A 12,368-nucleotide genomic window follows, 5' to 3' on the forward strand; every position below is an offset into this window, starting at 1 on the left:
CGGTGTACATGTGTTCACCAGAAAGTCAGGCTGACCTCGATTGGCGGCATGCGCCATGGCTCTGAAGCTGCGCGACTTCACGCGCTGGAGCGAGGCCCCCGCCAAGGACGTCGAGACGGCGTCGACCCCGAAGATCAACGTGCTTCGCGGACTCGCGGCGCGGGCGACCACGCCGCTGTTGCCCGACGACTACCTGAAATTGCTCAACCCGCTGTGGTCTGCACGGGAACTGCGGGGCGAGGTCGTTGACGTGCAGCGAGAAACCGAAGACTCCGCCACCGTGACCATCAAACCTGGCTGGGGCTTCTCCGGGGAATACCAGCCCGGCCAATACGTCGGGATCGGGTTACGGATCGACGGGCGATGGCATTGGCGGTCGTACTCACTGACGTCTATCCCGCGGCGTGACAGGAAGCTCATCTCGATCACCGTCAAGGCGACGCCCGAGGGCTTCCTGTCAACGCACTTGGTGAACGGTGTGAAAGCCGGAACGATCGTTCGCCTTGCCGTACCCAAGGGCGACTTCGCGCTGCCCGACCCACCGCCCGCGAAGCTGCTCCTCGTAACGGCGGGCAGCGGCATCACGCCCGTGATGGCCATGCTCAGATCACTTCGGCAGCGGGGCCGTGACCCCGATGTCGTGCACATCCACTCCGCGCCTTCGGCGCGTGACGTGATCTTTCACGACGAGCTGCGGCGGCTAGGTGAGGACGGTGACGACTACCGATTGCACCTCCAACTGACCGACGACATGGGACACCTCGACTTCGAGGCCGAGCTCGACGGACTCGTCCCCGACTGGAAGGGCCGGCCCACCTGGGCCTGCGGTCCGCCGGCGATGCTCGACACCATCGAGGAGGTGTGGAAAGACGCCGACGTTTCCGAGGACCAGTTGCACATGGAGCGCTTCGTCATCGCGAGAACGGACAAGGGTGGCGAGGGTGGCACCGTCACCTTTGCGCTGTCCGACAAGACCGTGGAAGCCGACGGGGCCACCTCGCTGATGGAAGCCGGCGAACAGGTGGGCATCCAGATGCCGTTCGGATGCCGCATGGGCATCTGCCAAACCTGCGTGCTGCCTTTGGAATCGGGCCACATACGCGACTTCCGGTCCGGCACCGAACACGGCGAAGGCGACCGAATCCAGACCTGCATTTCCGCCGCCTCCGGCGACTGCACACTCAACATCTAGGAGTTCAGACATGGCCATCAGCGACCTCAAGGAATACGCCCACCTCACCCCAGAGGACGTCGAAGAACTGGGGCGCGAGCTCGACGCGATCAGGACCGACATCGAGGAGTCTCGCGGCGAGCGCGACGCTCGCTACATCCGGCGCGCCATCCAACTTCAGCGCGGGCTCGCGGCGGGCGGCCGCATCGCGTTGTTCGGGAGTAGAAACAAGGTCGCGTGGACGGTTGGCACCGGCATGCTCGCGCTGGCGAAGATCATCGAAAACATGGAACTCGGGCACAACATCACCCATGGGCAGTGGGATTGGATGAATGATCCGGAGATTCACTCCACCGAATGGGAGTGGGACACAACGTCTCCGACAGTGCACTGGAAGAAGTCGCACAACTTCATCCATCACAAGTACACCAACATCGTCGGGCTGGACGACGACGTCGGGTACGGCATCATGCGGCTCACCCGCGACCAGCGCTGGGAGCCGTGGATGATCGGCAACCCGATCTACAACCTGCTGCTCGGGACGCTGTTCGAATGGGGGGTCGCCGCGCACGGCTTGGAGACGACGAAGTTCCGCAAGGGTGAGAAGAGCAAGGGCGAGGTGCTCAAGGACATGAAGATCATCGGGAGAAAAGTCGGCAAGCAGGTAGGCAAGGACTACGTCGTCTTCCCCGCCTTGACCGGACCGGCCTGGAAGCACACCCTCGGCGCCAACGCGGTCGCCAACCTCATCCGAAACTACTGGTCCTACATGGTGATCTTCTGCGGGCACTTCCCCGACGGCGCAGAGAAGTTCACCAAGGAGGAGTACGAGACGGAGACGCACGCCGAGTGGTATCTGCGACAGATGCTCGGCTCGGCGAACTTCAACGCGGGGAAGCTGATGGCATTCATGAGCGGCAACCTCTGTTACCAGATCGAGCACCATCTGTTCCCGGATCTGCCCAGCAACCGCTACGCCGAGATCGGCGAGCGGGTCAGGGCGCTGTGCGAGAAGTACGACCTGCCGTACACGACGGGCCCGCTGGTGCGACAGTACGGGCAATCCTTCTGGACGATCGCGAAGCTCGCACTGCCCAACAGGTTCCTGAAGGGAACTCCCGACGACGCACCGGAAACCCACTCGGAGTTGAAGTTCCGCATTCGTGACGGAGTCCGCGAGACCTTCGGCGTCGACCCCGAGACCGGCAAGCGAAGGGGACTGCGCACGGCGATGCGGGAACTCCAGATGGCCTAGGCTGCGCAGCGCCCGCGCTGTGGCAGGCTGCCTGCATGGTGTGTTGGTCGAAAGCCGCGGCAGCTTTCGTGGTGGCCGTCGTCGGCGCCGGCCCGGCGGTGGCGCACGCCGATCCGAATGCGCTCTGGCAGATCGTCAACGACCATTGCGTCCCCGACCAGGAGCAGCACGGCGACCCTGCCCCCTGCGCGGACGTCGACCTGGGCGCCGGGGAGGACAAGGGCACCGCGGTGCTCAAGGACCTCGTCGGCGCAACCCAATTCCTGCTCATCCCGACCGGTCGGGTCACCGGGATCGAGAGTCCGACGCTGCTGGCGCTGGACGCACCGAACTACTTTGCGGCGGCCTGGCGGGCCCGCTCCTTCGTCGACGAGCGCGCCGGATGGACGCTGCCGCGGGACTGGGTCAGCCTGGCGATCAACTCCGAAGACGCACGGACACAGGACCAGTTGCACATCCACGTCGACTGCATCCGGCCCGCCGTGCGCGCGGCGCTGACTCGCCATGCCGCCGACATCGGTCCGCGCTGGGCGCCCTTCCCGGTGCCGCTCATGGGTCACCGCTACAGCGCGATCGCGGTCGACGGCGAGGATCTCGACGCGGTCAATCCGTTCCTACTCCTGGCCGACGGCGTCGCGGGCGCGCGCTCGGACATGGGTGCGCAGACGCTCGTCGTCGTGGGGTCGTACGGTCCTCACGGTCAACCGGGATTCGTCGTGCTCGCCGATCACGTCGACGTCGCCGCAGGCGATACCGCGGGCGGAGAGGCGCTTCAAGACCACACGTCCTGTCCGCAGCCGAAGTGAGCCCGCTGCGACACTGCTAGTGCGCTGCGACGATCCCGATCAGCCGCTCTAGCACCGAAAGTTGTTGTCCGAAGGGTCCTTCGAGCTTGGCGAGCAACGTGGTGATTCCGGCCTCGCGGTACCGCGCGACGCGCTCTGCGATCGCATCGTCGGTGCCCAGCAGGTTGGTGAGCCGGCCGAGATCGATCGGCACTGCTCGTTTGGCCTGCTCGCGCCGACCGTCCTTCCAAAGCTTGGCGACGGTCTCCACCCCTGCTCCGTATCCGAGTCGGGTGAAGGCATCGTTGTAGAAGTTCTTCCCGCCCGCCCCCATCGCGCCGATGGTGAACGCGTACCCATCCGCGTGTCGGCGTGCTGCGGCATCGCCCTCTTCCTCGGTGTCGGTGAACTCCACTGCGACCGGCGCGACCAGGTCGAGGTCGGCGAGCGTGCGGCCCGCGAGCGCCGCGCCCTCTCCCAGCGGGCCGAGGAAGACGTCGGCGGCCTCGGGGATGAACGCGTTGCCGAGCCAACCGTCCGCGACCTCGCCGGTGAGGCGGAGATTCTGCGGGCCCATTGCGGCGACGTACACGGGCACGTGATCCGGGCGGACGAGTGGGCGCAGCACGCTTCCTGCGCTGTTGGGCAACGGAAGTGGATATATCTCGCCCGAATGCTCGAGTCGGTCCCCACGACTGACGGTCCGGACGATCTCGATGGTCTCGCGTGTCGTCTGCACAGGCCTTGTGAACCGGACGCCGTGCCAGCCCTCCATCACCCCGGGTCCAGACGTGCCCACACCAAGCATGAACCGGCCGCCCGACAGTTCCTGCAGGCTCAACGCCGAGGTGGCCAGCAGTGCCGGACTGCGCGAACCTAGTTGCACGACAAAGGTTCCCAGACCGATGGTGGTGGTCTTGGCGGCGAGGTATGCGAGCCCGGTGAGTGCGTCATAACCCCAGACCTCGGGTACCCACAGTGACGAGACACCGATCCGCTGCGCGGCGATGGCGAAGTCCGCGGATCCGGGCGAGCGGGGCTCGATGAGGGCTCCGAGCTTCACTGTCGCTCCTGGTTCGTTTCTGCCGATGCGTTACGTGCACTATGGCAGGCTGCCCAGCATGCGCTATCGGGACCAGCCGACGATAGAGGTGACCCAACGCGTCAAGTGTGACGTGCCCACCGCCTGGGCACGCGTCACCGACATCGGACTGCCTGCGCGGTGCTCACCTGAACTGCAGCGCGTGGAGTGGCTGGGCGGCGCCGATGGAGTGAAGGTGGGCGCCAGGTTTCGCGGCAGTAACGAGCACGCGGCCATGGGCACCTGGCAAACCGAGTGCGAGGTCGTCGAGGTCGAAGATGGCCGCCGCTGGGTGTGGAATGTCATCGGCGCCGACGGCGTGTGTGCGACGTGGGGCTTCGAAGTCGAACCCACCAGTGACGGCGCGCTGATTCGGCAGTGGGCGCGGATGGGCCCGGGTCCGTCGGGGTTGACCTACGCGATCACCGCCAAGCCGGACAAGGAGGCCCGGATCGTCGCGGGCCGGCTGGCCGAATGGCGGCAGAACATGCAGACCAACCTGGACTGCATCCGCGACGAGTTCGCAGACGTCGGGTAGCTCCGGGTCGAGTGTGCGGTGATGGCGGAATTCGAGCCGCCGGATCTCCGCCATGGGCGCCGCCCACCAGGTGGCGCTGCTGGATGAAGAGCCGACGGACTGGCGCACGCTGACCACCGCCAACGCGACGCGACTGCTCGACTAGTTGCCGATGAGCTTCAGTGGCAGCCGTTCGTGTCGGCGAATGATGTTGTTGATGGCCCATGTCGGGGTCCCGGCTAGCTCGATGCGTTCGACGCGTTGCAGCAGCGCGTTCAGCATGGCGGTGGTCTCGAGCCGCGCCAAGCCCTGTCCTGCGCAGGCGTGTGTGCCGTTGCCGAAGCCCAGGTGGCGGCCCGCGTCGCGGCGGATGTCGAAGGTGTCCGGGTCGTCCCACTCCCGCTCGTCCCGGTTGGCGGAGGCGTAGATCACCAGTACCCGAGCGCCCTCGGGCAGCGGCGCCTCACCAAAGGTCGTTTCGCTGACCGACTTTCGGGAAAAAGCCCGTAGCGGAGTCTCGTAGCGGATGACTTCGTTGATGGCGGCGGGGACGAGCGTGGGATCGGCCTTGAGCAGCTGCCATTGCTCGGGATGAGTGGCGAACAGATGTAGCGCGTTGCTGATGGCGCTCATAGTGGTGTCGATCGAGGGTGCGATGTAGTCGATCATCAGGGCAGCGGCTTCGCGGTGGGTCAGCCGGCCGTCATCCGCGGCGAGTAACACGTCGTGACCGAGGCTGCCTTCGAGCATGGTGCGGTCGCGCACGACGCCGCGAGCGAACCTCAACATCCGCACGGTGTCGGGGATGGCCTTGGCGGCCTGCCGGTTGATCGGCCCCAGGATGTCGAATGTCGCCCCGCCCCAGGCGATCAGCTGATCGCGCCGGTGCCGCGGCCAGCCCACCAGATCGGGTACCACTGCCATTGGCAACGCCGTTGCCACCTCGGAGACCCCGTCGACTTCGCCGCAGGCCACGGCGGCGTCGACCACCGCGGCCGCCTGTTCGTCGACGTTGTCGCTGATGGCACGCAACGCCCGAGGCAGCATCCGGTGGGCCACCAGTTTGCGGCGCCGGTCGTGATCCGCCCCGTCACTGTTGAGCGTGGTGCCCTCGCCGAGGCGATTCGAGACTGGATTGAGTGCCACGCCCTTGCCGGAGCTGAAGGTCTTGTCGTCACGTAGCACGGACTTGCACTCGGCATAGCGGGCCACGACGTAGACGCGCTGGCGGGGCAGCCATACAGCCGGTCCGAGCTCGCGCAGTCGCGCGTAGTGCGGATAGGGGTCGACGATCGCATCCGTCGAGTAGATGTCGGGGCGATAGCTAGGGATGCCATTGCGGTGCCTGATCATTCGGGCACCTGCGCCGCCGTCTCGGCTATGGTGGCAGACGGGGGGAGGGCATCACATATCGCGCAGAGCGCGCGACCCGCCAGCATCACGGTGCGGTCCGGTCGGATGACGGCGGCGCGGGCCCGGCCGCGGCGCAGCCATCGCGCCAACTCGGTGCCGGGTGCGGCCAGTTGGATGACCGCGCCGCGCTGCTCGGCCAGCGCGCGCTCGGCCGGCCCCGGCGTGACGGTGGTGACGATTGCGAAGCCGTTCCCGAGGGTGGCGTCGAGGCGTTGCTTCCCGGCTACCAGAGGATTCGGGCACAGCGAGCCTGCCAGCTGCCACGGCGTTCTGGCCCTGTGGACCATGGTCGACCGGCGCAGCGCCGGGGTTCGGCTGTTGAGCACCTTGGCACTGAGGCCGGGCAGGAGGTGCAGCCGAGGAACGACAACGCGGCGGATGAGGTCGCCGAATTCACCACCCGCGGTCATCGCCCGCCCGACTCCGCGCGCAAGCCGGATCAGGTGCCGGGCGTGGGGCTTTCGCTCTCGTTCGTAGCTGTCGAGTACGTTCGCGGGCAAGTTCGACTGGAGCACGCCGGCGAGCTTCCACGCCAGATTCATCGCGTCGCGCACCCCGGCCCCCATGCCCTGGCCGATGAAGGGGGGAGTCAGGTGGGCGGCGTCGCCGAGCAGAAGGATTCGGCCTCGACGCCAGCGGTCCGCGAGTTGCGCCCGGAATGTGTACTCGGTGACGCGCAACAGTTTCAGCTCGTCGGTGGATACCCCATCGACCCACGGCTTCAGCAACGGACCGAGCGCGTCGAGCGTGTCGAAGTCGTCGGCTCGCTCGCCGTCGAGAAGTCGGAACTCCCAGCGGTAGCGCGTCGCACCGATGCGCATGTAGGTGCCCGCGCGGGCCGGGTCGCACACCTGATGGACACCCTCCCACTGATCGAGGTCGGCGGAGGTGGCGACGTCGACGACGAGCCACCGTTGCTCGAACCCGAGTTCCTCCATGCTCGAGCCGATGCTGGCGCGCGTGATGCTGTTGGCGCCGTCGCATCCGAGCACGTAATCGGCCTCGACGACGTGCTCGCGGCGAGCTGCTCGGTCGGTGTACGTGACGCGTACGCGGCCATGGCCATCCTCGGCGACGTCGATGACCTCTACGTCGCCGCGTAGTTTCGCGTGCGGGTAGCGCTGGAGGTTGGCCCGCAGCAGAGCTTCGAATTCCGGCTGGTCGAACATGTTGACCTGGGGAAAGCCGTTGGCGCTCAGGCCCGTATCGCGGGTGAACTCGGCAAGTACCTTCATCGAGCCGTCGAGCAGCCGAAGGCCGAGGGCGGGTCGTGAGATCGCGGCGAACTCGTCGGCCACGCCGAGTCGGGCCACGATGCGGTAGATCTCGTCGTCGAGGTGCACGGCGCGCGGTTGGGGGTACACGGTCGACCACCGATCGAGCACGAGGCTGTCGACGCCGTACTGGGCGAGCAGCGTGGCCACCGTGACTCCGGTGGGGCCGGCCCCGATGACGACGACCGGCACATGCGGGACCGCAGTGCTCATGCGTAGCGGACCACGGCGCGTTGGGTACCGAGGTCGATGGCCTTGTCGTCGGTGGCCACGCCGGCCTCGACGACGTCGCCCGCGTGCAGGTATTTGGCGTTCCTGGCCTGGGACTTGAAGAAGGCCTTCCACTTCAGCGCGGGCGGCAGCAGTGATCCGATGAACTCGATCGGCTTCGCCGGCGCGCTGAGCGCGGTGCCGACCGGGGTGCCCGTGAGCAGCAGGTCGCCGACGGCCATGTGCTGGAACCGCGTCAACTCCTGAAGTGCGCGCAGCGGCGGATAGATCATGTCGCCACCGACGATCGAGTCTTGGCGAAGCTCGCCGTTGACGCGCAGTTGGAGTCGCAGGTCGCCGAAGCGCTTCAGCTCGGCGGCGTCGAGCAACACCAGCGCAGGACCGACCGGGGTGAACGTCGGATACGACTTCGCTTCGTAGAACTGGGTTTTCGGCAGCTGAATATCCCGGGCCGACACGTCGTTGGTGACGACGAGGCCCGCGACGTATTTGGGTAGGTCCGCCTCGGTGACGGTGGTGCCGACGGGCAGGTCGCGGCCGATGACGAGCCCGATCTCGACCTCGTAGTCAAGGAACCGGACGTGTGCCGGTTTGACGATGTCGTCTACTGGCCCGTTGATCGAGCCGGAGGCCTTGCGGAAGAAGGTGAGCGGGATGGTATCCGGGTCCAGCCCGGCATCCTTGACGTGTGAGACGAAGTTGGTCATCTGTGCGACGACGCGACATGGTGCGGTGACGGGGGAGACCAGGTCGAGGGTCTCGACGACGACGGTGCCGCCACTAGCCGCGGCCGCGCCGATCGCGGGCCGGTCCTCGAGCAGCTCACCGGTGGTGGATGCCGCCGTGTCGATCTGCGCGGCGCCGGTGTCGGTCACGACGTACCACGCGTCGGCGGTGTGCAGGATGGTGGTGGTCACGAGCTCGCTACTTTCAATAGGCCGCGCAGGCGGGTGAGGGTGAATTCGTTGTCGTGGTCGCGAACGGCGCTGTACATCGAGCGCAGTTCGGCGACGGACTCCCGGCCCGGCGCCAAGCCGAGGAAGTCCTTGGTGACGGGCGGTCCCCACTGGGCGAGGCCGGACGCCGTGAAGGCCGCCCATCCGGGTTCGACTGATTCGTCGAACATGTCGCCGTCGGTGAAGTGCTCGACCATGAAGCCGTCGGGATCGCGCCAGTAGTCGAAGAGTTGGCTGCCCTGGATGTGCCGTCCGATGCCCCATGACCGCTGGTAGCCGTGCTCGCGCAGGTATTCGCCGCCGGCGGCCATGGCGTCGAGATCGGCCACTTGATACGCGGAGTGCACGTAGCGGTTGCTGGGGCCCAGCGCCATGGCCAGCGTGTGGTGGTCGGCGAGCTCATCGCCGCGGTCGCAGCGGATGAAGCTCATCGTCGGACCCAGCGCGCGCTGGCCGGGGAAGTACAGAAAGTCGCTGACGATCATGCCGAGGTTGTCCAGGTACCAGTTGAACGCCTCGACGTACTTGGTTGATTGCAGCACGACGTGTCCAAGCCGTTGCACACGGGCGGGAAACGCGGTGGCCGCTGGGTTGTGTTGGCACGCAAAAGTTCATGGCCGACGTTGAGCACATGAGGTCGTTGGGGAGGCAGCGGGGCCAGGTCGTGCGTGCCCGCGACGACGCGGACCGGAACCCCGCTCGGGTCGACGAGGTCTACTGCCAACCCGCCGATGCTCTCGGGCAGCGCCCGGGTGGGGGCGTTCATGGCATCGGCCACGCGCAACACGTCGACCTCGTCCTGCGCGGTGAACGCCATTCCGGCGAATTTCGAGCGTGGGCCGCGTCGCACCAGCACGCAGGGGGCGGCGGCATCGGTGCCGCGCAGTTGAAGCTCGTCGGTCGTCCGCAGCAGCGTCGAGAATCCGAAGGCCTGGGCAAATGCCTCGGCCCGCCGGAGGTCGGGCTTCTCGAACTCCAACCAGGCGATGTCGGCCACCTTGATCACCGGAGTGCGGGAGCGGCCGGGGTGCTCACCGCGCTGCGCGCCCAGCTCACTGTGCAGGTCGGTGTGTGCGCTCAGGCTCATCACCACTACGTTCGTTGATCTGACGAAATCGTCACATACGCTGCTATCCTCAGTCAAGGGATTCTGACGAAATCTTCAAAAGTGACGGAACCGGATATACTCGCCAGATCTGAGAGGAGCAGCGGTGGCAACGACACGTGAAGCCGATCAGCAGGACCAGCCGCCGAACCGGTTGACCCGACGAAAACAGCGCACTCGCGCAGCGCTGATCGCGGCCGCTCAGTCGTTCATCGCTGCAGGCAAGCTCAACGTGCCGGTGCTGGAAATCACCCAGGCCGCCGATGTCGGCATGGGCTCGTTCTACAACCACTTCGACAGCAAGGAAGAACTCTTCGCCGCCGCGGTCAACGAGGTCCTCGACCTCCACGGCGCACGGCTGGACAAGTTGACCGAGTCGATGGAGGACCCGGCGGAGCAGTTCGCCTGCAGCTTTCGGCTGACCGGGCGGCTCTTCCGGCACCGCCCGCAGGAGAGTGCCGTGTTGTTGAGCAACGGGCTGCCGTTGATGTCCGCCGACCGCGGCTTGGCGCCACGCGCGCTGCGCGACATCATCGCCGCCTCCAAAGCCGGACGTTTCCACGTGCCCGACCCCGAGCTGGGCCTGGCGATCGCAGGTGGCTCCCTACTCGGACTCGGTCAGCTGCTGATGGCTCAGCCCGAGCGGGACGACGCCGAGACGTCCGATCGATTCACCGAAGACTTGCTCCGGCTGTTCGGGATGAGTGCCAAGGACGCGCGCAGGCTGTGTCAGCTGCCGCTGCCCGACATCGACGAGCTCAGCGAGCCCGAATCGGCGGCTTAGCGTTCGGTGCAAAATTATGTTGCGCGACAACTTGTTCGACTGAGTCTGGCGCTACGGCTACGTCGCCTGCGGCCGCCGTGATGACTTCGTCGAGCACGGCGCGATGGTTCGTCAATTCGCGAATCTGCTTGTCCAGCCGCAGCCCTTCGGCCGCCAGCGTTTGGCCGAGCCGCGCCGTGGCGGAATCAGCAGGACCGCCGTCCGCATCGCGCATACACGGCAGCAACGTTGCGATCGTTCCGCTGTGCAGACCCGCGGCGAACAGTTCCTGAATGTGGAGCACCCGGTCGACGGCGGCCTCGCGGTACTCGCGCTGTCCGGCGGGGGTTCGATCGGAGACCAACATGCCCTGCTGCTCGTAATAACGCAGCGAACGCTCACTCACGCCTGTACGCCGCGCCAACTCACCAATGCGCATGAACCCGTTATACCGGTGGATTGACCCTGACACCGGTGTCACCTCTTACGGTGCGGGACATGACGGATGCACCCAATCGGCCGCCCTTCGACTACCGCCCGATCACCGAGCGGCCCCCATTGCACTGGCCTGGCGGAGCCAAAGTCGCGGTCTACGTCGGCCTCAACGTCGAACACTTCGTGCTGGACGAGCCGTCCACCAGCATTTGGCCCGGTACCGCAGCGCTACGACCGGATGCGCTGAACTACGGGTGGCGGGACTACGGCGCACGGGTTGGCATCTGGCGGACCATCGACGCACTCGACAAGCACGGCATTCGACCCAGCGTGCTGTTGAACTCGGCAGCCATCGACGCCTACCCGCAAATCGTGTCGGCCGGCCTGGCCAGAGGATGGACGTGGCTGGCGCACGGGCTGACCAATTCGATTCTGCACACCGACCTTGGCCTCGACGAGGAACGCAGGGTGCTCGCGGGGATCGCCGAGGACATCGCTGCAGCGACGGGTCGGCGCCCACTGGGGTGGATGGGACCAGGTCTGACCGAGACGCACCACACGCCGCAGTTGCTGTCGGAGTTGGGCTTCCAGTACGTGCTCGATTGGACGAATGACGATCAGCCCTATCCGCTGACCATCCCCGGCATGCTGAGCGTGCCCTACTCCGTCGAACTGAACGATCTGCTGTTGTTCGCGAAGGGCCTGACGGGCCCGGACTTCGTCCAGATCGTCATCGACCAGTTCGAGCAACTGCGCGCCGACTCGACGACAGGTGGCCGGGTCATGGCCCTGGCCTTACATCCCTTCGTGATCGGCCAAGCGTTTCGGCACAAGTACCTCGAGCAGGCCTTGAGTTACCTTGGGGCGCAGCCCGACGCGTGGCTGACGACGACGGACGACATCGCCGCGCACTACTTGACGGTTCAGCCAGCCATGAATGCGGAGTAAGCCGAGGCCAGGTCCGGCGGCAGCACAGTCACGTTGCACGTGCGCTGGGTATCGCCGATCGGAGCCAGGATGTTCCGCAGCTCGTAGTACTCCTGCGGATTGGTGGTGAAGTAGCCGCGGATGTTGGCCGCCGCTTGCGAGCGAGGCTGGTGGTAGGCGGCCGTCACGACATCATTGGCGCCAGGGTGTGCACCCAGGTAGTCGCGGGCCGAGCCGGTCACCGTGCTGACGGTGTTGGCCACGGCGCCGGCACTGCAGTCGGTCGCCGCCGAGGCCGTAGGGGCCAGCGCCGTCGCCGCGCCGAGGCCGCCGAGCAGGCAGGTAGCGGTGACGCCGACAATGCTCCGGCGCGCGTTTGTTCCAGTGAACTTCATGTGATTGTTTCCTCCGTCGCGGATACCGCGATTCGTCGATGATTTACCCGACCCGAATTC

The 12,368-nt window shown here is 66.3% G+C and carries 12 protein-coding genes and 1 pseudogene; 6 read left to right on the forward strand and 7 right to left on the reverse strand.

From position 1 onward, the window contains the following. Nucleotides 1-55 precede the first annotated feature (55 nt). Genes SLQ30_RS31260 through SLQ30_RS31270 form a run of 3 tightly spaced genes read left to right on the forward strand, consistent with a single transcriptional unit; the run spans nt 56 to nt 3,232 of the window. Nucleotides 56-1,192 carry a ferredoxin reductase gene (locus SLQ30_RS31260; RefSeq protein WP_319451052.1) on the forward strand — a complete coding sequence of 379 codons (1,137 nt, stop codon included), beginning with the start codon at nt 56-58 and terminating at the stop codon, nt 1,190-1,192. A 10-nt stretch (nt 1,193-1,202) separates the two neighbouring features. Then, nucleotides 1,203-2,426 (forward strand): fatty acid desaturase, encoded by a 1,224-nt coding sequence (locus tag SLQ30_RS31265; RefSeq protein WP_319451053.1) that lies wholly within the window; start codon nt 1,203-1,205, stop codon nt 2,424-2,426. 35 nt (nt 2,427-2,461) lie between these two features. Continuing rightward, nucleotides 2,462-3,232, forward strand: a complete 771-nt coding sequence (locus SLQ30_RS31270) for a CDP-diacylglycerol diphosphatase (RefSeq protein WP_319451054.1) — start codon at nt 2,462-2,464, stop codon at nt 3,230-3,232. A 16-nt stretch (nt 3,233-3,248) separates the two neighbouring features. Here the strand turns inward: SLQ30_RS31270 and SLQ30_RS31275 are convergent, their stop codons facing one another. Next, nucleotides 3,249-4,274, reverse strand: a complete 1,026-nt coding sequence (locus SLQ30_RS31275) for an LLM class flavin-dependent oxidoreductase (RefSeq protein ID WP_319451055.1) — start codon at nt 4,272-4,274, stop codon at nt 3,249-3,251. A gap of 58 nt (nt 4,275-4,332) precedes the next feature. Between SLQ30_RS31275 and SLQ30_RS31280 the strand changes: the two genes are divergently transcribed. Beyond that, nucleotides 4,333-4,830, forward strand: coding sequence for an SRPBCC family protein (locus SLQ30_RS31280; protein WP_319451056.1), 498 nt, complete (start codon nt 4,333-4,335; stop codon nt 4,828-4,830). A 141-nt stretch (nt 4,831-4,971) separates the two neighbouring features. Here the strand turns inward: SLQ30_RS31280 and SLQ30_RS31285 are convergent, their stop codons facing one another. The 4 genes and pseudogenes from SLQ30_RS31285 to SLQ30_RS31300 all read right to left on the reverse strand — a co-directional run bounded on the left by SLQ30_RS31285 (nt 4,972) and on the right by SLQ30_RS31300 (nt 9,770). Next, nucleotides 4,972-6,162 carry a cytochrome P450 gene (locus SLQ30_RS31285; RefSeq protein WP_319451057.1) on the reverse strand — a complete coding sequence of 397 codons (1,191 nt, stop codon included), beginning with the start codon at nt 6,160-6,162 and terminating at the stop codon, nt 4,972-4,974. Then, complete coding sequence (locus SLQ30_RS31290) at nt 6,159-7,709, reverse strand: bifunctional 3-(3-hydroxy-phenyl)propionate/3-hydroxycinnamic acid hydroxylase (protein ID WP_319451058.1); 1,551 nt, start codon at nt 7,707-7,709, stop codon at nt 6,159-6,161. Before SLQ30_RS31290 ends, SLQ30_RS31285 begins: the two co-directional genes overlap by 4 nt. Next, complete coding sequence (locus SLQ30_RS31295; RefSeq protein WP_319451059.1) at nt 7,706-8,644, reverse strand: fumarylacetoacetate hydrolase family protein; 939 nt, start codon at nt 8,642-8,644, stop codon at nt 7,706-7,708. The genes SLQ30_RS31290 and SLQ30_RS31295 overlap by 4 nt, the downstream gene beginning before the upstream one ends. Further along, nucleotides 8,641-9,770: pseudogene (locus tag SLQ30_RS31300) on the reverse strand (VOC family protein). Before SLQ30_RS31300 ends, SLQ30_RS31295 begins: the two are co-directional and overlap by 4 nt. Before the next feature lie 124 nt (nt 9,771-9,894). Between SLQ30_RS31300 and SLQ30_RS31305 the strand changes: the two are divergent. Continuing rightward, nucleotides 9,895-10,572, forward strand: a complete 678-nt coding sequence (locus tag SLQ30_RS31305) for a TetR/AcrR family transcriptional regulator (RefSeq protein WP_319451060.1) — start codon at nt 9,895-9,897, stop codon at nt 10,570-10,572. On the opposite strand, the gene SLQ30_RS31310 is transcribed toward SLQ30_RS31305, so the two are convergent. Beyond that, nucleotides 10,547-10,990, reverse strand: a complete 444-nt coding sequence (locus tag SLQ30_RS31310) for a MerR family transcriptional regulator (protein WP_319451061.1) — start codon at nt 10,988-10,990, stop codon at nt 10,547-10,549. The genes SLQ30_RS31305 and SLQ30_RS31310 overlap by 26 nt on opposite strands. Before the next feature lie 59 nt (nt 10,991-11,049). On the opposite strand from SLQ30_RS31310, the gene SLQ30_RS31315 reads away from it, so the two are divergent. Next, the gene (locus SLQ30_RS31315; RefSeq protein WP_319451062.1) at nt 11,050-11,934 is read left to right on the forward strand and encodes a polysaccharide deacetylase family protein; all 885 of its coding nucleotides are present in this window, start codon (nt 11,050-11,052) and stop codon (nt 11,932-11,934) included. Here the strand turns inward: SLQ30_RS31315 and SLQ30_RS31320 are convergent. After that, nucleotides 11,910-12,308, reverse strand: coding sequence for a heme-binding protein (locus tag SLQ30_RS31320; RefSeq protein ID WP_319451063.1), 399 nt, complete (start codon nt 12,306-12,308; stop codon nt 11,910-11,912). The two genes, SLQ30_RS31315 and SLQ30_RS31320, sit on opposite strands and share 25 nt — an antisense overlap. Nucleotides 12,309-12,368: the final 60 nt, after the last annotated feature.

The organism is Mycobacterium sp. RTGN4 (assembly GCF_033804635.1).
In the GTDB taxonomy this organism is placed as follows: Bacteria; Actinomycetota; Actinomycetes; order Mycobacteriales; family Mycobacteriaceae; genus Mycobacterium.

Coding starts and splice junctions, on each gene's coding strand:
- SLQ30_RS31260 (WP_319451052.1), top strand. CDS start 56: ATGGCTCTGAAGCTGCGCGACTTCACGCGCTGGAGCGAGGCCCCCGCC.
- SLQ30_RS31265 (WP_319451053.1), top strand. CDS start 1,203: ATGGCCATCAGCGACCTCAAGGAATACGCCCACCTCACCCCAGAGGAC.
- SLQ30_RS31270 (WP_319451054.1), top strand. CDS start 2,462: ATGGTGTGTTGGTCGAAAGCCGCGGCAGCTTTCGTGGTGGCCGTCGTC.
- SLQ30_RS31280 (WP_319451056.1), top strand. CDS start 4,333: ATGCGCTATCGGGACCAGCCGACGATAGAGGTGACCCAACGCGTCAAG.
- SLQ30_RS31285 (WP_319451057.1), bottom strand. CDS start 6,162: ATGATCAGGCACCGCAATGGCATCCCTAGCTATCGCCCCGACATCTAC.
- SLQ30_RS31290 (WP_319451058.1), bottom strand. CDS start 7,709: ATGAGCACTGCGGTCCCGCATGTGCCGGTCGTCGTCATCGGGGCCGGC.
- SLQ30_RS31310 (WP_319451061.1), bottom strand. CDS start 10,990: ATGCGCATTGGTGAGTTGGCGCGGCGTACAGGCGTGAGTGAGCGTTCG.
- SLQ30_RS31315 (WP_319451062.1), top strand. CDS start 11,050: ATGACGGATGCACCCAATCGGCCGCCCTTCGACTACCGCCCGATCACC.
- SLQ30_RS31320 (WP_319451063.1), bottom strand. CDS start 12,308: ATGAAGTTCACTGGAACAAACGCGCGCCGGAGCATTGTCGGCGTCACC.